Below are 21,836 nucleotides of genomic sequence, written 5' to 3'. Positions count from 1 at the left end.
TAGCGGAATGCGAAACTTTTGTTTCATGAATTGGTGTGGGAGAAATGCATCTATTGGCGCCATCGCGCGTCATGTAGTCGTTACAAGATGCCCTGATAACGCTGTCTCATGCAGGATTTTAGAACCAACATGAATTCCCCGAGCGAAAAAGTCACTGCGCCGGACCTCGTTGCGGCGATGGTGCAGGCGATGCCTTTGCCCATCATTGCGATCGGACAGGACGAGCGCGTTCTGGCGTGTAACACGCTGGCGACTCAGATGTTTTCCGACACAATGCTCGGGCGCCATTACATAACCGCGCTGCGCCAGCCGATGCTTTTGGACGCAATCGAAAACGTTCTGCGGTTGGGCGAGCCTGCGGATACGACCTACCGCGTGTCCCAAAGCGCGCGTGATCTGTCATATGAGGTCCGTGTGCGCCCCGTTGTCGTGGACGGATTTTCGTTTGTGACAGTCATTTTTGAAGACAGGACACAGGTTCTGGAAGCCGGACAGATGCGCCGCGATTTTGTGGCCAACGTTAGTCATGAGCTACGCACGCCACTAACGGCTGTTTTGGGGTTCATCGAGACCCTCATGGGGCCTGCCGCCGACGACACCGCCGCACGAAAGCGATTTCTGTCCATTATGGAGCGGGAAGCAAAGCGGATGAACCGGATTGTCGGGGATCTTTTGTCCCTGTCGCGCGTGGAATCCGAGCGGCGTGTGCGCCCGACCGACCGTGTCGACATTCCGGCTGTTGTGCGCACTGTAGCCTCGTCCTTGCAGTCACTGGCGGAAATCCGTGACGTGAAAATCATTCTCGAGGGCGGTGAAAATGCCGATACGGTTCCCGGCGATCGCGACCAGATTACGCAGGTTTTTACGAACCTAGTGGAGAATGCCATCAAATACGGCGGGGCGGGTAAGGAAGTGCGTATCTGCATCACCTCCCACACCGTAGAGCCGACGATGAGGGGGCCGGCGATCCGTGTTGATGTCTCCGATCAGGGGGATGGCATCCCGCATCAACATATTCCGCGTCTGACAGAGCGTTTCTACCGCGTGGATTCGCACCGCTCGCGTGAAATGGGGGGAACGGGTCTCGGGCTGGCGATTGTGAAGCACATTCTCAACCGACATCGCGGGCGATTGCGCGTTGAAAGCTACCCCGGACAAGGCAGCCTTTTCTCGGTCATTCTACCCTATGAATAACGGGTCGGGGTGGTCTGGCGCGGGGATTTTGAGGCAGAATTAAGTTGACGTTAAGTTAGATTTGGCCCGCGTCATAAAACTGTTACAAAAAATACACAAAAGCATTGCGTGCTACTCCTACACCGCCCACCGAGGGGGCATGCTGGCCTCCGGAATACATCAAATCAGGAGCATATGATGTCCTTTGTGAAACTTTCCGTCTCCGCGCTTGCGATCGCTGCAGTTAGCACAACCGCCGCCGCCGCGCGTGATCAGGTTCAGGTTGCCGGTTCCTCTACAGTTCTTCCTTACGCCTCTATCGTGGCTGAAGCCTTCGGTGAAAATTTCGATTTCCCGACACCCGTCGTTGAATCCGGTGGCTCCTCCGCTGGCCTCAAACGTTTCTGCGAAGGTGTTGGCGAAAACACCATCGACGTTGCAAACGCATCGCGCAAAATCAAGGACTCTGAAGTTGCTGCATGTGGCGAAGCTGGCGTGAGCGACATCATCGAAGTCCGCATCGGCTACGACGGAATCGTGTTCGCATCCGACTTCAACGGCAACTCGTTCGAGTTCACACCACAGGACTGGTTCCTCGCACTGGCCGCAGAAATCCCCGAAGATGGCAAAATGGTCCCCAACCAGAACGTAAACTGGTCGACCGTGAATGCCGCTTTCCCGGATCAGGAAATCATGGCCTTTATCCCGGGTACCAAGCACGGCACCCGTGAAGTGTTCGAAGAAAAAGTGCTTTTGGCAGGCTGTGAAGCATCCGGTGCCTTTGAGCAGATGGTGGCGATCCTCGGCGACGAAGACGAAGCAGAAGCGGCCTGTATGGCGGTGCGCGCCGATGGTCTTTCTGTCGACATCGACGGCGACTACACCGAGACGCTTGCACGTATCGAATCCAACACGAACGGCATCGGTGTGTTTGGCCTCGCATTCTACGAGAACAACACAGACAAGCTTCAGGTCGCGACAATGTCCGGCGTGACGCCATCGACTGAAACCATCGCAACTGGCGAGTATCCGGTTTCGCGTCCTCTGTACTTCTACGTGAAAGCGGCCCACATCGGCGTGATCCCGGGTCTCAAAGAATTCGCTGAGTTCTTCGTGTCTGACGATATGGCTGGTGGTGACGGCCCGCTTGCCCAATACGGCCTCGTTGCCGATCCCGAGCTTGCCACGACACAAGCCATGGTCGCTGACGAAGCAACGATGCAGTAAGCCAAACGGTTTTCTGGAAAATCTGACGGCACACCCAACGGTGTGCCGTCACCATGCAAAGGGTCACGGGCAGGGGGTGCCAGACCCATCGCAATAGGATAGACCCCCGTGAATTCGCAATTGGGAGGCGCGCCTTGTCCGCTTTTTGGCTCTTTGTACTGGTGGTTGCGCTCGCGGTTGCGGGATTTGTTCTGGGCCGCATGCGTGCCATGAACGACGCAGGGGGCGATGTGCGTCAATTGCACTCCTTGCCGAGCTACTATGGCTCCAACGTCCTGTTTGCGACGCTCATTCCCGGTTTCCTGCTTTTGATGGGGTGGCTCATTGTCCAGCCGATGGTCATTCAGGCGCAGGTCTCTTCGGTCATTCCGCAAACCGCCTATGATGATGCAGGATCGCTCAATCTGGTCATGTCCGATGTGCGCCGCGTTGCACAAGGGCTTGATCTCGCGGTGGACACCGGTGCGCTGTCCAAAGAGGGCGCCGTCAACCTCAGCGCCGAGACGGACAATGTGCGTTCTATTCTGGGCGAAGTGGGCGTTGCGCTCGGATCCGATGTCGAGAGCTATGTTCTGCAAGCCGCGCAAAAATATCGTGGTTTGTCCAAGACCGGCAATTGGTTGATGACGCTCGGGGTGCTCGGGGTTGCTCTCGTGGGTTGTGTTCTTGCGCTCAAGCGCACCAACCGCAATTTGCGTGCCCGCAACCGTGTTGAAACGGTTATTCTTTCCTTGCTTCTCGGGGCCGCGTCATTGGCGGTTCTGACAACGTTGGGCATCGTATTTTCCCTGATTTTTAACACCATCGAGTTCTTCAAGGTCTACCCTTGGACAGAATTTTTCTTTGGCACGACGTGGCAGCCATCCTTTGGCGGCGGCTCAAAGCTCGGGATTGTTCCGCTGTTCTGGGGCACGTTTTACATCTCGCTGATCGCGCTGGCTGTGGCCGTTCCAATCGGTCTCTTCGCAGCAATTTATCTGTCGGAATATGCCGGCCCGAAAGTGCGCGCGATTGCCAAACCGCTCCTTGAGGTGCTCGCCGGGATTCCAACGATCGTCTACGGGCTTTTTGCGCTGCTCACCGTGGGGCCCATGTTGATGAGCGTCTTTGGAAATGACGGTGGTCTGGGCTGGATGCAGGGTGGCACAGCGGTCATGACCGCGGGTCTGGTCATGGGTATCATGTTGATCCCCTTCGTTTCATCTCTGTCAGACGACATCATTAATGCGGTGCCGCAAACCATGCGGGACGGGTCTCTCGGCCTCGGGGCAACCAAATCCGAAACCATCAAACAGGTCGTTCTGCCCGCCGCTTTGCCCGGTATCGTAGGTGCAATTCTTTTGGCCGCGTCGCGTGCCATCGGGGAGACCATGATCGTCGTTCTCGGGGCAGGGGCCGCCGCGCGACTGTCGCTCAATCCATTCGACGCTATGACGACGGTGACGGCCAAAATCGTGTCCCAGTTGACAGGTGATGCCGATTTCGCATCGCCCGAAGCGCTCGTCGCATTTGCCCTCGGGATGACGCTCTTTGTCATCACCCTCGGCCTCAACATTTTCGCGCTCTACATCGTGCGCAAGTATCGGGAGCAGTATGACTGATGTCTGACGCAAACGCACAAACACCCCAGCCGCGCCAAACGACTTCGCTCTATGTAGAAGACGCGCGCACCAAACGGCGCAACGCATCAGAGGCGCGTTTCAAAGCCTTTGGCATCGCCGCCATCGGGGCAGGATTGCTGTTCCTCGTGGCGCTTCTCTACGCGATCATCGGCAACGGGTTGCCGGCGTTCAAACAGACATTCGTCACTATTCCCGTCGAACTCGTTGAGGCCAAACTGGATAAATCAGGCACACGCGATATCGACGTCATGAAGAAGGTGACGACCTTCGGCTACAAACCCTTGGTGACGAATTCTCTGGTGGCGGCTCTTGAAGACAACGGCATCGAAATTCCCTTCGCCAAGGCGACGGATGTTGGCGACATCCTGTCAGCTTCGGTTGCCGCCCAAGTGCGCGATACTGTTCTCGCGGATCCTGCTTTGGTTGGCAAAACGGTTGAGTTCCGCCTTCTCGCGTCGTCGCGTGTGGATGGCTACTTCAAAGGGCGTGTGACGCGCGAGGCCCTCGCGCGAGATAAGAACCTGGATGCAGAGCACCTCGATCTGGCCGATCAAATGGTCGCGGCAGGGCTCATGGACACGTCGTTCAATATCGACTTTATCATCGGCGCCGATGCTTCCGAAAGCCGCCCCGAACAGGCCGGGATCGGTGTGGCGATGATGGGGTCCTTCTTTATGATGCTGGTTGTGTTGGCGCTGTCCCTGCCGATTGGCGTGGCTGCATCGATCTATCTCGAAGAGTTTGCCTCCCAGAACCGGCTAACCGATCTAATCGAGGTCAATATTTCAAACCTCGCCGCAGTGCCGTCGATCGTATTCGGGATCCTGGGCCTGGCTGTTTTCATCCAGTTCGCGCACCTTCCACAGTCGGCGCCACTCGTGGGGGGGCTTGTCCTGACGTTGATGACGCTTCCTACGATCATCATTTCAACGCGTGCCTCCCTGAAAGCGGTTCCGCCGTCGATCCGCGACGCGGCGCTGGGGGTAGGGGCGTCGAAAATGCAGGCGGTGTTCCACCACGTGCTGCCGCTTGCCATGCCCGGCATTCTGACCGGAACAATCATTGGTCTGGCGCAGGCCTTGGGTGAAACGGCACCACTTCTGTTGATCGGGATGGTCGGATACGTTGCGTCCAACATGCCCGACGGGGTGGCATCGGGGTTCTTGGACCCGAACTCTGCGATGCCTGCGCAGATCTACGAGTGGGCAAAACGCGCCGATCCAGCCTACTATGAACGCGCCTGGGGTGGGATCATCATCCTGTTGGTTTTCCTGATGACGATGAACATCATCGCCGTCATATTGCGCCGCCGCTTCGAGCGCAGATGGTAACGAGGCTCACCATGAACGATATGCGAATTGCGAAGAGAGACGTCGATATGAATGAAACAAAGATCTCCGCCAAGAACGTGCAAGTCTTTTACGGTGACAACCACGCTATCAAAGACGTGGATGTGGAAATCAAGGACAAGACGGTCACGGCCTTTATCGGACCGTCCGGTTGCGGCAAATCTACTTTCCTGCGGTGTCTGAACCGTATGAACGACACGATCGACATCTGTCGCGTCGAGGGGGAGATATTGCTCGATAACGAAGACATCTATCACCCGAAAGTAGACCCCGTTCAGCTGCGGGCCAAGGTCGGGATGGTGTTCCAAAAACCCAATCCGTTCCCCAAGTCGATCTACGACAATATTGCCTATGGCCCCCGCATTCACGGGCTGGCCCGGTCCAAGGCCGATCTCGATGATATCGTGGAAAAATCTCTGCGGCGGGGTGCTATTTGGGATGAGGTCAAAGACCGCCTACATTCACCCGGCACGGGGCTTTCCGGTGGTCAGCAGCAGCGTCTGTGCATCGCGCGCGCCATTGCGACGGAACCTGAGGTTCTGTTGATGGACGAACCCTGTTCGGCGCTGGACCCGATTGCGACCGCGCAGGTCGAGGAGCTGATCGACGAATTGCGTGAAAACTATTCGGTGGTCATCGTGACACACTCCATGCAGCAGGCAGCGCGCGTCAGCCAGAAGACCGCGTTTTTCCACCTCGGCAATCTCGTTGAATACGGCGATACGGGTCAGATTTTCACAAACCCGCAGGACAGCCGTACTGAATCCTACATTACCGGCCGTATCGGCTAAGGGCAGGGGACAAAACCATGGCGAATGACAAACATATTGCGTCAGCTTTCGATCGCGACCTCGAAGGCGTGCAGGCACTGATTATGAAAATGGGCGGCCTCGTGGAGGCAGCCATCACAGACGCGGCGACGGCGCTGGAAACGCGCGATCTCGAGCTTGCCGAAGAGGTTCGTCGCAGGGATGCGCAGATTGACGCGCTGGACGAGCAAATCAATGAGGATTGTGCACGTGTCATCGCAATGCGTCAGCCGATTGCATCCGACCTGCGCACCGTGCTTTCCGTTATGCGGATTTCGACCAACCTTGAACGTTGCGGCGACTATGCCAAGAACCTCGCCAAACGGACCTCGGTTCTCTCGGAACTGACACCGATTGAAGGGTCGGGGACGTCTCTGCGCCGTATGGCCCGGGAGGTTGAGGAGATGCTCAAACAGGCGCTCGACGCCTATATCCAGCGCGATGCGGATCTGGCGAACACCGTGCGTCACCGCGATCTCGATGTTGATCAGATGTACAACACGTTGTTCCGCGAATTCCTGACCTACATGATGGAAGATCCGCGCAATATCACGCCCTGTATGCACCTGCATTTCATCGCGAAAAACATTGAACGGATGGGCGATCACGTCACCTCTGTGGCAGAGCAGGTGGTCTATCTGGTGACAGGCAAACTACCGGACGAAAATCGCCCCAAAGGTGATCTGACGTCTGGCCAAACCGTGGAAACCTGGGACTGAAAATGGGACTTGAACAGCCACGTGTCCTCGTCGTCGAAGACGAGCCTGCACAGCGCGAAGTGCTTGCCTATAACCTGGAGGCCGAAGGGTTTGCGGTTTCCAAGGCCGAGAATGGCGATGACGCGCTGTTGTATGTGAGCGAGGAAAACCCCGACATCATCGTGCTCGATTGGATGTTGCCGGGTGTGTCGGGCATAGAAATCTGCCGGCGTTTGAAAATGCGTCCCGAAACACGCGATATCCCGATCATCATGTTGTCGGCGCGTTCCGAGGAAGTCGATCGAGTGCGCGGCTTGGAAACCGGTGCCGATGATTACGTCGTCAAACCGTATTCTGTGATCGAACTGATGGCGCGCGTGCGCACTCAGCTACGGCGCGTGCGTCCTGCGGCTGCGGGGCAGGTTCTTGAGTACAGCGATATCCGGCTGGATGCAGAAACCCATCGCGTCACGCGTGGCGAGAACGCTCTTAAACTCGGACCGACCGAATTCCGTCTTCTGTCGACGTTCATGGAAAAGCCGGGTCGAGTTTGGTCGCGTGAACAGCTTCTCGATCGGGTTTGGGGTCGTGACATTTACGTCGATACGAGGACGGTGGATGTTCACATCGGGCGCTTGCGTAAAGCGCTGTGTCAACACGGTGGGGATGATCCGGTTCGGACAGTTCGTGGGGCTGGGTACGCTCTGGGTTAACAGGGCACGTTAATTGAGGACACAAATGTATAAATGCGGACACGCGTGCCTTTAGTCCTATAATCAGTATTATGTAAATGTAGCCAATTTAGGCATCCGCAGGTTGTTTGTGCAGTTGCGCAGTCACACGCAGTTCAATGCGTCTAAAATCATAGACTTGTGGAAGCATCCTCATGTTGCGCTGTGGCTGCTTCGTCTCTCCACGCGCAATGGACGATGCACGTGTAACGAGAGGTCTCTTGCCAGACGAATGTCTTTGTGACTAAACCAAAGTATGCACCAGGATGAGGTCATCAATATCGTCGAACGACTCCTCGCTTCAACGCAGGTCGAGGAAGTCTGGAATCTCCTTTTGGAGACTGTGACGGGTTTTGGATTTTATCATGCTCTCTACGGGTTTACGCATTTCCACACCGACTATGGATTTGGCGACGACAAAGACCACTTCCTCCTGACCAATTTCAGCAAAGACTACATGACGGGATATTTCGACGAAGGTCGCTATCGCAATGGTCCCATTGTGAACTGGGCGCTCGAAAATGTCGGGACCATTCCTTGGTCATGGATCTCCAAGAACTCCGAATGTTTCTCGGAAGCTGAAAAAGAGACCATCGAATACAATCGCACGCACGGTGTTGTCGCGGGATATACCATCGGATTTCACCAAGGACAGCGTCGCTCGAAAGCCGCAATTGGCCTGTCGATGGAGCCTTTCGTGGGCACGCAAAGCCAGGCGGATCGAATCTGGAAGGAATCGGGCCGATTTATCGCGATGATCTGCGAAATTGCGCATCTCAAAATCGTCTCCCTACCCTTGCCGATGAAGCTATTGACGCCGCGCCAGCGTGAAGTTCTCGAATGGATTGGCGATGGCAAGACGGTCTTGGATACCGCGATGATTATGGGCCTCAATCGCGCGACTGTTGAAAAGCATCTTCGACTGGCGCGGGATGCACTGGGCGTCGATACAACTGCCCAAGCCGTCCTCAAAGCGTCGTTTCACACCCAAATCTACGTGATTTGATCCGGTTTTCTGGCCGAATTCACAACTATTCACAAAATAGCTCACGAAATTTCGCCCAAACCGCTACGGGTATGGAAACACATACTTTCGTTTCTAGTTCAATTACATGAGTATGTAGCTGTCCCTTGGGTGAAGTTCATTTCGGGGACGTAGGATCGATACATTGGGTGCAGTTTTGCCCCGTGAATCTGTCCCGATGCGCACCGAATCTGGTTCAGGTGCTCTGGTTTTATGAGTGGGTGTAACGAGTGAATCTTCCCGGACGCCGCCCTCATCCCGGTTCTTGGCTGTTCGGTGTCGGCGTGATTTCCATGTGGAGTCACGCCGATTTTGATTTGTGCCACCCTACCCTGCACAACGTTGGGGTCTGAACGCGAAAAAGGCCGGCGATATGCCGGCCTTTTCCAAGTTATCTGTCTGATTTCAGACGATTAGCCGCGAACAGCTTTTGCAACTTCAGCTGCGAAATCTTCGGAGGCTTTTTCGATGCCTTCGCCAACTTCGAGACGAACGAAACCGGTGATTTCTACGCCGGCTTCTGCCGCCGCTTTTTCAACGGTCAGATCGGGGTTGATGACAAAAGCCTGACCGAGGAGTGTGCTCTCGGCGATGAATTTTGCCATACGGCCTTTGATCATGTTCTCGATGATGTTCTCGGGCTTGCCGGATTCGCGTGCGATATCCATCTGGATCTGACGCTCTTTTTCGACAACAGCCGGATCGAGATCCGCTTCGCCGAGGCCCTGCGGGTTTGCAGCCGCGATGTGCATCGCAACCTGCTTGCCGAAAGCTTCGTTGTCGCCTGTGAGACCAACGAGAACGCCAATTTTGCCAAGACCATCGGCTGCTGCGTTGTGCACGTAGGTCACAACGGTTTCAGCTTCGATGCTCGCCATACGGCGAAGGCCCAGGTTTTCACCGATTGTGGCGATCTTGGAGGTGATGAGATCGGTCACTTTGGTGCCGTTCACGTCGGCGTCTTTGAGTGCTTCAACGTCGGAAACGGTCAGAGCGACGTTTGCGATGTCGTTCACCATTTTCTGGAATTCGGCGTTTTTCGCAACGAAGTCGGTTTCGGAGTTCACTTCAACAGCGACACCTTTTCCGCCATCAACAGCGACAGCAACGAGACCTTCAGCCGCGGTACGACCGGATTTTTTGGCAGCTTTCGCGAGACCTTTGGTGCGCAGCCAATCGACAGCGGCTTCCATGTCCCCATCGGTTTCGACCAGCGCTTTTTTCGCGTCCATCATGCCTGCGCCGGTGGATTCGCGCAGTTCTTTGACCTGAGCAGCAGTGATTGCCATGTGGGCTCTCCTCGGATGTTTTCGGCCCCTCGGGGCCTTTTTCGGCAGTCTACGGGGGCGGATTACCCTGCCCCCGTATCAATTTTGTAATGGTGCCGATTACTCGGCTGTCGCGGTCTCGGCGACGACTTCTTCGACGGGCTGTTCTTCGAACGCACCCATGTCAACGCCTGCAGATTCCATCTGCTTGTTCATGCCGTCGAGCGCTGCGCGAGCAACGAGATCGCAATAGAGCGAAATTGCACGAGCCGCGTCATCGTTGCCGGGGATGACATAGTCAACGCCAGCAGGCGAACAGTTGGTGTCAACAACGCCAACAACGGGAATGCCGAGTTTGTTGGCTTCGAGGATTGCGAGATCCTCTTTTTTCACGTCGATGACGAAGATCAGGTCGGGAAGACCACCCATCTCACGGATACCACCAAGCGAAGCTTGCAGCTTGGTCTGGTCGCGTTCCATGTTCAGGCGCTCTTTCTTGGTGAGGCCCTCTGCACCGGAACCGAGCGACTCGTCGATTTCGTTGAGGCGCTGGATCGACTGGGAAACGGTTTTCCAGTTGGTCAGCGTGCCACCGAGCCAGCGGTGGTTCATGTAGTACTGTGCACATTTCTCGGCGGCTTCGGCGACAGCGCCAGCGGCCTGACGTTTCGTGCCAACGAAGAGAATGCGACCACCTTTTGCGGCAGTGTCACGCACAACCTGCAGCGCCTGATCGAGCATAGGCACGGTCTGCGTGAGGTCGAAAATGTGGATGCCGTTGCGGGCCCCGTAGATGTAATCCTGCATCCGCGGGTTCCAGCGCTGAGTCTGGTGGCCAAAGTGTACGCCAGCTTCAAGAAGCTGACGCATGGTGAAATCGGGAAGCGCCATGCGTATTTCCTTTCCGGTTTAATCCTTGGCAGAGGGTCTCAGGGCTAATGCCCCAACCGGTGGACCACACGGGGATTTCTCCCCCGTAGGCCCGCCTCCGCCTGTGAAGTGACGCGCGTTTAGGCCAGAAAACCGTCCGACACAAGGGCGAATGCGCCCCAAACCCGGACTAACGTGCAGGAAACGGTGGAATTGGCCCATATTCTTAGGTGCGCCGTAGTTTAGCGGGGTTATATCACGTCGCTGCCCAATCACGACACTCCTATGTCTGACAAAAACCTGTGGCCGTCCCTCTTGCCATTTAGGGCGCTGGCGCGGCAAATGGCGCTATGAATACAAGCTCGAATATACTGTGTATCGGATCGGTCCTTTGGGATGTCATCGGGCGATCCGATAGGTCTATGCGGGTTGGCTCCGATGTTCCGGGGCGGATCGTGCGGGTTCCCGGTGGCGTGGCGATGAATATCGCGATGGCCTTGGCACGTTTTGGGCTGAGGCCAGAGCTTTTGACCGCCGTGGGACGTGACGCCGAGGGTGACGAACTCATGGAGGCCGCCCGTGTACGCGGGATTGGCACCGCATTGGTTTATCGTTCGGATGATTTGCCCACAGACACCTATATGGCGGTCGAGGGTGCAAATGGCTTGATCGCCGCGATTGCGGATGCGCATTCACTTGAGGCTGCGGGGGACAAAATCCTGCGCCCCCTCGCAGACGGTCGGATCGCAAGCGCCGATGCGCCCTATGTCGGGCCCGTCGCACTGGATGGAAACCTCACGGTGTCGCTGCTGCGCGAGATTGCGGTGTCCCCGCTGTTTGCGGCGGCCGATTTGCGCGTGGCACCCGCCTCGCCCGGTAAGGCAGAGCGTCTCATCCCCCTGCTCGATCATCCGAACGCGACGCTTTATGTGAATCTCGAAGAGGCCGGTCTGCTCCTGCACCGCACCTTTGACAGCTCTTCCGAGGCCGCCAACGCTCTGGTTGCAAAGGGTGCGCACCGCGTGTTGGTGACCAATGGTGGGCAGGATGCGTCACTGGCGCATAAGAACGGGGTGTTTACCCAACAACCGCCCTCCGTTCTGGTCGCGCGTGTAACCGGCGCGGGCGACACCTTTATGGCCGCCCATATCGCCGCCGAGCTGGAGGGTCAGCCCGACCCCGAGGCCCTGAGAGCCGCGCTCGACGCTGCTGCACTTTATGTATCGGGAGATACGCCCTTATGATGAACCTGCCCCATTCGATCTCTCGCGACGTCAGAAATGCTTTGGCCACTGGCGCGCCGGTCGTCGCCCTGGAATCGACGATAATCACGCATGGGATGCCCTACCCTCAAAACGTGGATACCGCGCGACTGGTCGAAGACGAAGTGCGCGCCGCAGGTGCCGTGCCTGCGACGATCGCGATCATCGACGGCGTTCTCCATATCGGCCTGTCGGATGCGCTCATTGAAAATCTGGCGCAGGCAGAAAATGTGATGAAGGTCTCGCGCGCCGATATGCCTGTCTGTATGGCGCTCGGGCGGACCGGTGCCACGACTGTGGCGGCCACGATGATCGCCGCGCATTTGGCGGGGATTTCTGTCTTTGCCACAGGCGGGATTGGGGGCGTTCATCGCGGCGCGAGTGAAACCTTCGACATCTCCGCCGACTTGCTGGAACTGGGCCAAACACCCGTGACTGTTGTGGCCGCCGGACCGAAGGCGATTCTGGATATCCCGAAAACCCTCGAAGTCCTCGAAACCTACGGCGTGCCGGTGATTGCCTATGGTCAGGATGCCCTGCCCGCGTTTTGGTCTCGTGATGCGGGTATCACGGCCCCGCTGCGTCTGGATCATGCATCCGACATTGCTGCCGCGGCAATAATGCGGGCTCAAATGGGTCTCACCGGCGGGCAACTCATCGCCAATCCCATTCCGCAGGAGGACGAAATCCCCCGGTCCGTCATCATGCCCCATGTTGAACAGGCACTCACGGAAGCGGCACAACGTGGGATTGCGGCAAAGGCAGTGACGCCTTTCCTGTTGCAGCGGATTTTCGAACTGACCGAGGGGGCATCGCTGGTCGCAAATATCGCGCTTGTGCGCAACAACGCCCGTCTCGCGGCGCAAATTGCCACGGCTTTGTGCGATTGATGCGGCGTTGCGGCGATTTTGTGGTGCTTGTTATTGTGTCTTGATCTGTCGCACCTTACGTTCCACGGCGCGCGGACCGCTCCGCCGATGCTGGGATGACGGACACAGATGAACAACCCTTTCGATGATCAGCCGCCCGTTCACGTGCGAAAGTCTGGCCTGTTTTCGAGATTGCGGGCCTCCTTTTTGACCGGTCTGGTCGTCGTCGCCCCGATCGGGCTGACGGCATATGTTATCTGGACTGTGATCGGTTGGGTGGACGGTTGGGTTTTGACCTTTGTCCCCAATGCCTATCACCCTGATGCGCTGATCAACCGGTTCCTCGGATACACCGACCCCGCCGATCAGATCCACGTCAACCTGCGCGGTGTTGGCGTCATCATCTTTCTGATCTTCACCATATTCGTCGGCTGGATCGCCAAGGGGCTGGTCGGGCGTTCATTGTTGCGGTGGGCCGAGAGTCTCGTTGATCGCACGCCGGTGGTGCGCTCCATCTACAACGGTGTGAAACAGATCGCGGAGACTGTCTTTGCACAGACGGAAACCTCCTTTGACCAGGCCTGTCTCATTGAATATCCGCGCAAAGGTATCTGGGCTGTGGGTTTTGTTTCCACCGAGGCCAAGGGCGAGATTACCAAGCGCACTCCCGAAGGCGAAAAAATGCTTTCGGTCTTTGTTCCCACGACCCCCAACCCGACGTCCGGTTTCCTTTTGTTTTTCCCGGAATCCGATGTGACCATCCTGAGTATGTCCGTGGAAGATGCTGCAAAATTGGTCATTTCGGCTGGTTTGGTCTATCCGAACCAAAAAAAGGTGGACACTTCCGCAACTTAATCGATTTCTTTGCGTTGAGTATTTAGCCAATTCGTGACTTTCATGCGGAGTGGTTTAAAATTCACCTCGTTACGCGGGGGCGGGACGTCGCCGCGAATCGATATAAAGGGATATCTCATGAAGAAAATTGCTGTATCTGCAATCGTCGCTACCTTTGTAGCAACCTCCGCATTCGCTGGCGGTTACTCCGAGCCTGTGATCGAAGCTGAAACCGTGTTCGTTGAAGAGCCTACAAGCGGTGGCTGGCTCGTGCCTCTCGCACTGATCGCTCTCTTTGCTGTTGCTGCAGCAAACAGCGGTTCGGACACTGCGGTCGAGTAATCTACGCGACCTAACATGCGGGCGCCGGTCAGGCGAACATTTTCTCCAGATCGACGCTCGCCCTTTCGCCCAGACAGTCATAGTGGGCGTCCAGAAATTTCTCACAGGCGACGCGGCCCGCTTCCTTCATCCGAAGGAGAACGGCGACCGTAGGCACCATTTTGGTGCGCGCAGTGAGTCCCTGCATCAGTTCGTCATCCGCGATCATATGCACCAACACATCCTTCATCATGCCTTCCGGCAGCCTGTGATTGGCGATCAGTTCGTGGACAAAGTGAACTGCGCGCAATTCGCGCAAGAGCGATGAGTTGAATGAAATCTCGCTCATGCGATTATGGATTTCTTCGGGCGTGCGCGGCGTTCCAACCCGTTCGAGCGGATTGATATTCACGATCACCACATCGCGCGGATATCGCTTTTCAAACAACGGGAATAGCGCGGGGTTGCCCGTAAAGCCGCCATCCCAGTATGGGTCCGTTTTCCCGGTAATTGGATCGGTCAATTCGATCGCTTGGAACACTTCGGGCAGGCATGCAGAGGCCAGTATGACCTGCGATGAAATCTCGCCATCCTGGAACACACGGATCTTGCCTGTTCGCACGTTCGTGGCACAGATGAAAAGATCGGGGCCTTTACCATCACCGAGAACCGAACAATCGAGGTGCTCTGCCACGCTCTGCAACGGGTTCTGGTAGAAGGGGCCGTAGGAATAAGGGCTCACAATACTCGACAGGCTCTCGGTGAGTGAAAATGGCATCGCCGACTCCAACATCTGAGTGACCATGGCGGTGCTCGGCGCAAATTGTGTGGCCCAGTTGGCAATGCGCATGTCCTTAATGCCGCCCATCTGGCTCCACACCCAGTCGAGCGTATCACGCGCGCCTTCCTTATCGCCTTTGACAAAGCCGGACTTGAAGGCGGCCGCGTTCAACGCGCCCGCCGATGTGCCCGATATTGCCGCCACTTCGATGTCGTCGCGGTCCAGCAGATAGTCGAGAACGCCCCAGGTGAAGGCGCCATGTGCGCCGCCGCCCTGTAGGGCAAGGTTGATCTTTTTCACCATGAGTCGCCCTGCCCTGTATGAGGATCGCTATGTGGTATTAAAGCGCTGTCCATCCGCCATCGACGGAGATTGTCGTCCCCGTGATCTGCGCCGCAGCGTCGGAGGAAAGGAACACACATGTGCCCCCCAATTGCTCCACAGTCGCGAATTGTTTGGATGGCTGTCGTTTCAACAGGACTTCGCGGATGACGGTGTCGCGATCCATGTTGTACTCTTTCATCGTGTCGGGGATTTGGCTTTCGACCAAGGGGGTCAGAACATATCCCGGACAAACGGCGTTCGCGGTGATGGGTTCTTCGGCTGTTTCCAGTGCGGTCACCTTCGTGAGACCAATGACACCGTGTTTGGCCGCGACATAGGCCGATTTGAACGGCGAGGCAGTTAGTCCGTGTGCCGAAGCGATGTTGATCACGCGACCCCATCCGGCCTTGCGCATCACAGGAAGTGCGGCTGCGGTCGTGTGAAAGGCCGACGACATGTTAATCGCGATGATCGCATCCCATTTTTCGACCGGAAAATCGGGGATCGCGGCGACATGTTGGATGCCGGCGTTATTGACGAGGATGTCGCAGGTACCCGCTTTTTCAATCAGCGCGCGGCACTGATCGGACTTTGACATGTCGGCTTGGATGTAGCGGGCGGTCACGCCGTGCTCTTTGCCGAGCGCCTCTGCGAGAGCGTGGTCTTCATCGCGATCTGAAAACGAATTCAACACGATATGCGCGCCAGCTTTCGCAAATTCATGCGCCACACCCAGACCGATGCCGGAGTTGGAGCCCGTGATCACGACTGTCTTACCCGATATGTTCATAAGATTGCTCCTTTCGAGAAACTTTGCATCTAACTTAGATGCTGCGTCTGCAAAGCAAAGGCACAATCTGGACCCTAGCCGAAAGAATCACTTCGCGCGCCGAAAATTTCCTTTGGCATGAGGACCCTGCCGATCTCTGAGAGTACATAAATGCGCCAAGCCCGCTTGGATAATTGGCTATGATGGGGCCAAAAAAAACGCCCGCACAAGGCGGGCGCTGAGTTATTGAGGCAGGTTTCATACAGGCAAGAAACCTATCGAGCAGTGCCTTGGTTATACGCGGTTCTTTGCGCTACTCCAAGCCAAAAGTTTGATATCATGAAAAACCTCCCGTAGGCTCAACGCCAACAACAATAAGGCCCGGAGGCATTGTTCACGATATGGCACCTGTTAATTTCTGCGCGACGGCGCGTGTTGGCGCTCTTGCATTGATCCTGTCTGCAGGGACAGCTTTCGCAGAGCCAAAACACGGCATTTCGATGTATGGCGAGCCCGATTTGGGCCCCGATTTTACCGCCCTTCCCTATGCGCGCGCCGATGCGCCAAAGGGCGGGTCGATCATCACCGGTGAAGGCGGCGGATTCGATAGTCTCAATCCATTCATCCTCAAAGGGTCCGCACCGTGGCAGCTGCGGTTTTTCTACGCCGAGAGTTTGATGGGGCGCGCCTATAGCGAACCGTTCACACTCTACTGTTTGCTTTGTGAAACCGTTGAAACCGGTCCCAACCGCGAGTGGGTCGAATTCACCCTGCGCCCCGAGGCCGCGTTTTCCGATGGCACGCCTGTGACGGTCGAAGATGTCATGTGGTCGTTTGAAACGCTCGGCACCGAAGGTCACGGGCGCTACGCCAGCCTGTGGGGCAAATTCGCCTCGATGGAGAAAACCGGCGATAACTCGGTCCGCTTCACCTTTAACGAAGAAAATGCCGAACTCGCGCTTCTCGTTGCGATCCGCCCGATCCTGAAAAAAGGATACTGGGACGACAAAGACTTCACCGAAAGCGGCATGGACAAGATACCTGTGGTCTCAGGCCCCTATGTGATCAGCGACGCCGAGGCCGGTTCCTATATCGAGCTGACCCGTAACCCTGACTATTGGGGAAAAGACGTCCCCTTCATGCAGGGTCAGGCCAATTTCGATACCATCCGGTTTGAATATTTCGGTGATGCATCGCTCGTGATCGAGGCGTTCAAGGCCGGTGAACTCAATGCCCACCGCGAATTCAATCTCCAGACATGGGAAGACCAGTATGATTTCCCGTCGGTGCAATCCGGCGATGTCGTCAAATCCGTGATCCCTCACCAACGCCCTACCGGCATGACGGGCTTCGGAATGAACACCCGCCTGCCCCAACTCGCCGATTGGCGCGTGCGCCAAGCGCTGATCGAGGCGTTCAACTTCGAATATATCAACGAGGTCCAAACAGGCAGCAAACAGACCCGGATCACATCGTGGTACTCCAACTCGCCTCTGGGCATGGACGAAGGTCCCGCAGAGGGCCGCGTCGCCGAGTTCCTCGCCGAATATGCCGACGACCTGCCGCCCGGCGCGATGGAGGGCTACAGCTTTCCGGTCACCTCGGGTCGCGAGATTGACCGCACCACCACGCGGCGTGCGCTCGCCCTGTTCGAAGAGGCCGGATACACGGTTGAAAACGGAATGTTGGTCGATGCCAACAAAGCGCCGTTTACCTTCGATATCCTGCTGAAATCGGGCGACAACGAAAACATTTCGATCATCAACACCTATGTGTCTGCCCTCAACCAGCTCGGCATTCAACCAACTGTGTCCGTCGTCGATCCCGCGCAATACACCGAGCGGGTCGATACCTTTGACTTCGGGATGACACCGATCCGCTATGGTTTGTCGCTCAGCCCCGGAAACGAACAATACGCGCTCTTTGGGTCGGACGCGGCGGACGCCCCGGGGTCGCGCAACCAGATGGGTATCAAATCGGCGGCTGTGGATGGTTTGATTGGCAAAATGCTCTCCGCACAAAGCCAGGACGATTTCTATGCGGCGACGCGAGCTCTTGACCGTGTCTTAACCGCAGGGCGCTATGCCATTCCGATCTATTCGTGGAACGTGTCTTTGAATGCGCATGCCAAGGAAATGAAAATCCCCGAACCGTTGCCGATCTACGGGGATTGGATCATGTGGCGTGAAATGACATGGTATTGGGAAGAATGAGCCGGTAAAAGCGGCAAAAATCCGGAGAACACTATGAAACGAGCAGCTGTCTTTTTGCTGATCCTTAGCCTTTCCGCCTGTGGCACAGTTGCCGGGGTCGGTGAGGACATCCAAACCGGTGCCCGCACCGTTCAGGGATGGCTGTGAAGGTCGCCGTCGTCGCCCTGTGCATCACACTCGCGGGATGTGCGCCGATCAAAACCGGTGCAAAGATCACCAAGGGCGTCGTGAAAACCACGGCCCGTGTCGCGTTCTGACATGGGGCCGCCTTGCCTGCCATCAGCACCCTAGGGCGACAGTGTCGGGATGTGTGGCGCTGGCATGGGCACGGGCTACGCCAGCGATGTGACCCAGAGGATTGTCGCGTCTTCCGCTGACGTGGAGATCACGTTGTGGCCCATCGTAGCGTCGTAGTAGGCGCTGTCGCCACGACGCATTTCAATGGGTTCGTAGAACTCGGTGATCAATTGGATGACGCCGGTGAGGACGAAGAGGAATTCTTCGCCGTCGTGGCGCACCCAGCCATCAAACTCCTCGAAGTCACGCGCGCGGATCGTCGTGCGGTATGGCATCATCTTTTTGTGCGTCAAAGGCCCTGCGAGCATTTCGTGCTCGTATGTGGCGGTCGGATGCGCGGCGCCCTCGCCCGACTTTGTCACCGCCATCCTGCCTGAGACCTGCGAATTGCGTGGTGGTGTGAAGAGCTGTGGGACCGATATTTCCAACCCGACGGCCAGCTTTTTGAGGGCGTCATAGGTCGGGGACATCTGCCCGTTCTCGATCTTGGAGAGCGTCGAACGCGCAAGGCCTGCGTGTTTGGCGGCCTGTTCGAGTGTCCAGCCATGGGCCTTTCGCAGGCTGCGCACACGTGGACCGAGTTCGAGGGGCAATGCGTCTTTCGCGTCGTCACCATTCGCACGCGCCAATCGGATCAGGCTAGGTGTGGGGTTGGATTTCATCGCGCCACTCTATGCGGCGCGGGAAAAAAGAAAACCCCCGGACGCTGTTGTTCGCGTCTTCGGGGGTTCATTCAGAAAGCGGGCTTGGGTCTGTCGTCTTGGGGAAGACTGCTCGTGAGGTTTTTTGTCCTGCTTCCTGTGTCCGTGGTGTCAGCGATCAACGACCGCCGACAAGAATTCGATCTGGATCAGCTCGTCCATCAGGGGGGATTGGGCGGGCAGTTTGTTCAATGCGCCCGCCGCAATTGCGAGGGCCGCAATCATGCCGAGCACCAGCGTCGCTGTGGGGAGGCGGAGCCGGTTTCCACGAGTGGCGTCTTCATTCAAACGGGTAGCGCGACCTTGGAACGTCGAGAAGCTTCTATCGCTGTAATACGCCATTGAACATGTACCTTCGTGAACTGGAATCGTTTCGTTGCAATGATTTAAGCATTGGTTCGCCCCCTCGATCCAGTCCCATGAATGTTACAAAGCACGCGCAGCGCCAGTGAGAACACGCGGTGAACAGCATGTGAACATCCGCCCGTTTCGACGAGTTTGCAAAGTTGCAAACCCGGGCAAACACAAGATGTAGGGCCAGTGAGAACATCCCGATTTTGGGAATTGTGAGGGGCGGAGAACAATTTCCTTTTCTTGGGGTGCTGGTCAAAGCCGCCTGCCCGCGCTATGTGCGGGCCATGATCAAACTCGACATTTTCCACGATCCGATTTGCCCCTGGTGCTACATCGGAAAGTCCCGCCTCGACCGCGCACTTGAGGCGCGCCCTGCACATCCGTTCGTCGTTGAATGGCACCCGTTCCAATTGAACCCCGAAATGCCCGCAGAGGGCATGGACCGGCGGGCGTATCTCGAAGGGAAATTTGGTGGCGTCGAGGGGGCGAAAGCGGCCTACCAGCCGATCGTCGACACGATGTCCGCCGAATTGCCCAAGGCGGATTTGGGCAAAATCACTCGGACGCCGAATACGCTGAATGCACACCGACTGGTCCATTGGGCCGGATTGGAGGGTGCTCAGACACCGATCGTCTCCGCCCTCTTTCGCGCTTACTTTGTCGAAGGCCGTGACATTGGCGATAGCGAAGTTCTCGCCGATCTCGCCGACGGGAACGGCATCGATGCGGCGTTGGTTCAAAGGTTGCTCGCAACTGATGAGGATGTTGATGCCATCCGTGCACGCGATTCCCACGCACGCGACCGTGGCATCAATGGGGTGCCCCTGTTTTTGGTTGGCGGCCGTCATGCGGTCTCGGGGGCCCAGGCGACCGATCTCTGGCTTCAGGTTCTCGATGAAATCCAACAGCGTGGTCTGGATGGCGATGAACGGGGCCTTCTGACCGATCAGGAATGATCGCTGCCTCTGGCCAGCGGCATTAAAGGTTCGCCTGATCAGAATGTAATCGCGGGCAGTTCATATCTGACCCTCTCAGGGGTGTGCATTTGCGCGCCTCCCCTGATCCTTTGCAACCGATCCATGTCGCACTAGTGTTCCTTCCATAGCCCAATGGCCGGAGTCTTTATGCCTCGTCGCTTGTCCCAATCCGAGTTCATCGCACTCCTTGCATTTCTGTTTGCCGCCGTCGCATTTTCAATCGACTCGATGCTCCCGGCCCTGCCGCAAATCGCGCAGGAATTGACCGCACAGGACATTAACCGCGCGCAACTCGTGCTGACTTCATTCGTATTGGGACTTGGGATCGGGACCCTTTTTACAGGTCCCCTGTCGGATGCCTGGGGGCGCAAGGCCGTCATAACAGGCGGTCTCGCCCTATATGCCGTTGCGGCGTGGTATGCAGCGCATGCCCCGACATTAGAGGGAATGCTCGCCGCCCGTGTCGTTCAGGGCATGGGGGCCGCAGCGCCGCGCATTGTGGGGCTTGCCATGGTGCGCGACCTTTATAAGGGGCGGGAAATGGCGCGGATCACCTCCTTTGTGATGATGATCTTTATTCTGGTCCCCGCCGTGGCACCCGCGCTTGGTGCGCTCGTCATTTCAGGCTTTGGATGGCGCGGGGTGTTCTACAGCTTCATTATCTTCGCGATTGTGAATTCTGTCTGGCTCAACATCCGACAGGAAGAGACGCTATCGCGCGAAAATCGTCGCCCGTTGCGTTTCGCCACATTATGGAACGGGGTGAAGGAGACACTGTCCAATCCAACGGTGCGTATCTATATCACGGTGCTCACTTTGGGATTTGCGCAGATGTTCGCGCTCATTTCTACGACCCAGCAAATCTACGCGGATGTCTTTGATAAAGGTGATGTCTTTACGATCTGGTTTGCGGCGACCGCCCTGCTGTCGGGAACGGGAACGGTCCTCAACGCGGTCATGGTCATGCGTTTCGGGATGCGGCGGATCGCAATCGCCGCCTATGGCGCCCAAACCATCATTTCCGGTCTGATTCTGGCGGGAACGCTCGCGGGGGTGATCCCGCCTGTCCTTGCCTTCCCGGTCTTCTTTTTCTGGTCAGTGTCGATCTTTTTCATGGCAGGTGTGACCTTTGGCAATCTGACCGCATTGGCGTTGGAACCATTGGGCCATATCGCAGGTCTGGCCAGTTCGGTCGTCGGCGCGATTTCTACGATCCTCGCGGCCTTTATTGCAGCGCCAATCGGGCTGATGTTTGACGGCACGATCGTGCCTTTGCTCGCAGGCGCGTTGATCTGTTCGGCGATTGCGTTCATGTTGATGCGCCGCACTGTCGAACCCGAGGCGGAGCCATCGGCACACTGAC

General features: G+C 56.8%; 22 protein-coding genes. 16 read left to right on the top strand and 6 right to left on the bottom strand.

Going from position 1 to position 21,836, the window contains the following annotated elements; translation table 11 throughout:
* Nucleotides 1-129: 129 nt before the first annotated feature.
* The 8 genes from ABD815_RS13540 to ABD815_RS13505 all read left to right on the top strand — a co-directional run bounded on the left by ABD815_RS13540 (nucleotide 130) and on the right by ABD815_RS13505 (nucleotide 8,615).
* Nucleotides 130-1,194, top strand: a complete 1,065-nt coding sequence (locus tag ABD815_RS13540) for an ATP-binding protein (RefSeq protein ID WP_344847895.1) — start codon at nucleotides 130-132, stop codon at nucleotides 1,192-1,194.
* A gap of 177 nt (nucleotides 1,195-1,371) precedes the next feature.
* The gene (locus ABD815_RS13535) at nucleotides 1,372-2,400 is read left to right on the top strand and encodes a substrate-binding domain-containing protein (protein ID WP_344847892.1); all 1,029 of its coding nucleotides are present in this window, start codon (nucleotides 1,372-1,374) and stop codon (nucleotides 2,398-2,400) included.
* A 134-nt stretch (nucleotides 2,401-2,534) separates the two neighbouring features.
* Nucleotides 2,535-4,001: a phosphate ABC transporter permease subunit PstC gene (gene pstC, locus ABD815_RS13530; RefSeq protein WP_344847890.1), complete on the top strand. Its 1,467-nt coding sequence runs from the start codon at nucleotides 2,535-2,537 to the stop codon at nucleotides 3,999-4,001.
* Complete coding sequence (gene pstA, locus ABD815_RS13525) at nucleotides 4,001-5,353, top strand: phosphate ABC transporter permease PstA (protein WP_344847887.1); 1,353 nt, start codon at nucleotides 4,001-4,003, stop codon at nucleotides 5,351-5,353. Before pstC ends, pstA begins: the two co-directional genes overlap by 1 nt.
* An 11-nt stretch (nucleotides 5,354-5,364) precedes the next feature.
* Complete coding sequence (gene pstB / locus ABD815_RS13520) at nucleotides 5,365-6,162, top strand: phosphate ABC transporter ATP-binding protein PstB (protein ID WP_344847884.1); 798 nt, start codon at nucleotides 5,365-5,367, stop codon at nucleotides 6,160-6,162.
* 17 nt (nucleotides 6,163-6,179) lie between these two features.
* Complete coding sequence (gene phoU / locus ABD815_RS13515) at nucleotides 6,180-6,899, top strand: phosphate signaling complex protein PhoU (RefSeq protein WP_344847882.1); 720 nt, start codon at nucleotides 6,180-6,182, stop codon at nucleotides 6,897-6,899.
* 2 nt (nucleotides 6,900-6,901) lie between these two features.
* Entirely contained in the window at nucleotides 6,902-7,591 is a 690-nt protein-coding gene (gene phoB, locus ABD815_RS13510) for a phosphate regulon transcriptional regulator PhoB (RefSeq protein WP_344847879.1), read from the top strand.
* A 274-nt stretch (nucleotides 7,592-7,865) separates the two neighbouring features.
* Entirely contained in the window at nucleotides 7,866-8,615 is a 750-nt protein-coding gene (locus ABD815_RS13505; protein ID WP_344847876.1) for a LuxR family transcriptional regulator, read from the top strand.
* Between the two features lie 431 nt (nucleotides 8,616-9,046).
* On the opposite strand, the gene tsf is transcribed toward ABD815_RS13505, so the two are convergent.
* Both tsf and rpsB read right to left on the bottom strand, forming a co-directional pair.
* Nucleotides 9,047-9,922: a translation elongation factor Ts gene (tsf, locus tag ABD815_RS13500; RefSeq protein WP_344847874.1), complete on the bottom strand. Its 876-nt coding sequence runs from the start codon at nucleotides 9,920-9,922 to the stop codon at nucleotides 9,047-9,049.
* A 99-nt stretch (nucleotides 9,923-10,021) separates the two neighbouring features.
* Nucleotides 10,022-10,792 carry a 30S ribosomal protein S2 gene (gene rpsB / locus ABD815_RS13495; protein WP_344847871.1) on the bottom strand — a complete coding sequence of 257 codons (771 nt, stop codon included), beginning with the start codon at nucleotides 10,790-10,792 and terminating at the stop codon, nucleotides 10,022-10,024.
* Nucleotides 10,793-11,121: 329 nt separating this feature from the next.
* Here rpsB and ABD815_RS13490 point away from each other — a divergent pair, with 329 nt between their 5' ends.
* The 4 genes from ABD815_RS13490 to ABD815_RS13475 all read left to right on the top strand — a co-directional run bounded on the left by ABD815_RS13490 (nucleotide 11,122) and on the right by ABD815_RS13475 (nucleotide 14,078).
* Complete coding sequence (locus ABD815_RS13490; RefSeq protein WP_344847868.1) at nucleotides 11,122-12,015, top strand: PfkB family carbohydrate kinase; 894 nt, start codon at nucleotides 11,122-11,124, stop codon at nucleotides 12,013-12,015.
* Nucleotides 12,015-12,923: a pseudouridine-5'-phosphate glycosidase gene (locus tag ABD815_RS13485; protein WP_344848655.1), complete on the top strand. Its 909-nt coding sequence runs from the start codon at nucleotides 12,015-12,017 to the stop codon at nucleotides 12,921-12,923. Before ABD815_RS13490 ends, ABD815_RS13485 begins: the two co-directional genes overlap by 1 nt.
* A gap of 108 nt (nucleotides 12,924-13,031) precedes the next feature.
* On the top strand, nucleotides 13,032-13,757 hold the full coding sequence (locus ABD815_RS13480) for a DUF502 domain-containing protein (RefSeq protein WP_344847864.1): 726 nt from the start codon (nucleotides 13,032-13,034) through the stop codon (nucleotides 13,755-13,757).
* Nucleotides 13,758-13,874: 117 nt separating this feature from the next.
* Nucleotides 13,875-14,078, top strand: coding sequence for a hypothetical protein (locus ABD815_RS13475; RefSeq protein WP_344847861.1), 204 nt, complete (start codon nucleotides 13,875-13,877; stop codon nucleotides 14,076-14,078).
* A gap of 28 nt (nucleotides 14,079-14,106) precedes the next feature.
* On the opposite strand, the gene ABD815_RS13470 is transcribed toward ABD815_RS13475, so the two are convergent.
* On the bottom strand, nucleotides 14,107-15,141 hold the full coding sequence (locus ABD815_RS13470) for a patatin-like phospholipase family protein (protein ID WP_344847859.1): 1,035 nt from the start codon (nucleotides 15,139-15,141) through the stop codon (nucleotides 14,107-14,109).
* A gap of 37 nt (nucleotides 15,142-15,178) precedes the next feature.
* Entirely contained in the window at nucleotides 15,179-15,952 is a 774-nt protein-coding gene (locus ABD815_RS13465) for a 3-hydroxybutyrate dehydrogenase (RefSeq protein ID WP_344847856.1), read from the bottom strand.
* Between the two features lie 380 nt (nucleotides 15,953-16,332).
* Here ABD815_RS13465 and ABD815_RS13460 point away from each other — a divergent pair, with 380 nt between their 5' ends.
* Together ABD815_RS13460 and ABD815_RS13455 are read left to right on the top strand one after the other, a co-directional pair.
* Complete coding sequence (locus tag ABD815_RS13460; protein WP_344847854.1) at nucleotides 16,333-18,144, top strand: extracellular solute-binding protein; 1,812 nt, start codon at nucleotides 16,333-16,335, stop codon at nucleotides 18,142-18,144.
* A 33-nt stretch (nucleotides 18,145-18,177) separates the two neighbouring features.
* Nucleotides 18,178-18,291: an entericidin EcnA/B family protein gene (locus tag ABD815_RS13455; protein ID WP_344847852.1), complete on the top strand. Its 114-nt coding sequence runs from the start codon at nucleotides 18,178-18,180 to the stop codon at nucleotides 18,289-18,291.
* Between the two features lie 185 nt (nucleotides 18,292-18,476).
* On the opposite strand, the gene ABD815_RS13450 is transcribed toward ABD815_RS13455, so the two are convergent.
* Entirely contained in the window at nucleotides 18,477-19,103 is a 627-nt protein-coding gene (locus tag ABD815_RS13450) for a helix-turn-helix domain-containing protein (protein WP_344847850.1), read from the bottom strand.
* 150 nt (nucleotides 19,104-19,253) lie between these two features.
* Nucleotides 19,254-19,484, bottom strand: a complete 231-nt coding sequence (locus tag ABD815_RS13445) for a hypothetical protein (protein ID WP_344847848.1) — start codon at nucleotides 19,482-19,484, stop codon at nucleotides 19,254-19,256.
* A 296-nt stretch (nucleotides 19,485-19,780) separates the two neighbouring features.
* Between ABD815_RS13445 and ABD815_RS13440 the strand changes: the two genes are divergently transcribed.
* Both ABD815_RS13440 and ABD815_RS13435 read left to right on the top strand, forming a co-directional pair.
* Nucleotides 19,781-20,452: a DsbA family oxidoreductase gene (locus ABD815_RS13440; RefSeq protein WP_344847846.1), complete on the top strand. Its 672-nt coding sequence runs from the start codon at nucleotides 19,781-19,783 to the stop codon at nucleotides 20,450-20,452.
* Nucleotides 20,453-20,620: 168 nt separating this feature from the next.
* Complete coding sequence (locus tag ABD815_RS13435; RefSeq protein ID WP_344847845.1) at nucleotides 20,621-21,835, top strand: multidrug effflux MFS transporter; 1,215 nt, start codon at nucleotides 20,621-20,623, stop codon at nucleotides 21,833-21,835.
* Nucleotide 21,836 lies beyond the last annotated feature (1 nt).

The organism is Celeribacter arenosi (assembly GCF_039539485.1).
In the GTDB taxonomy this organism is placed as follows: Bacteria; Pseudomonadota; Alphaproteobacteria; order Rhodobacterales; family Rhodobacteraceae; genus Celeribacter; species Celeribacter arenosi.
Note: the sequence above shows the minus strand (reverse complement) of the source record. Positions and strands in the feature narration are given on the sequence as shown.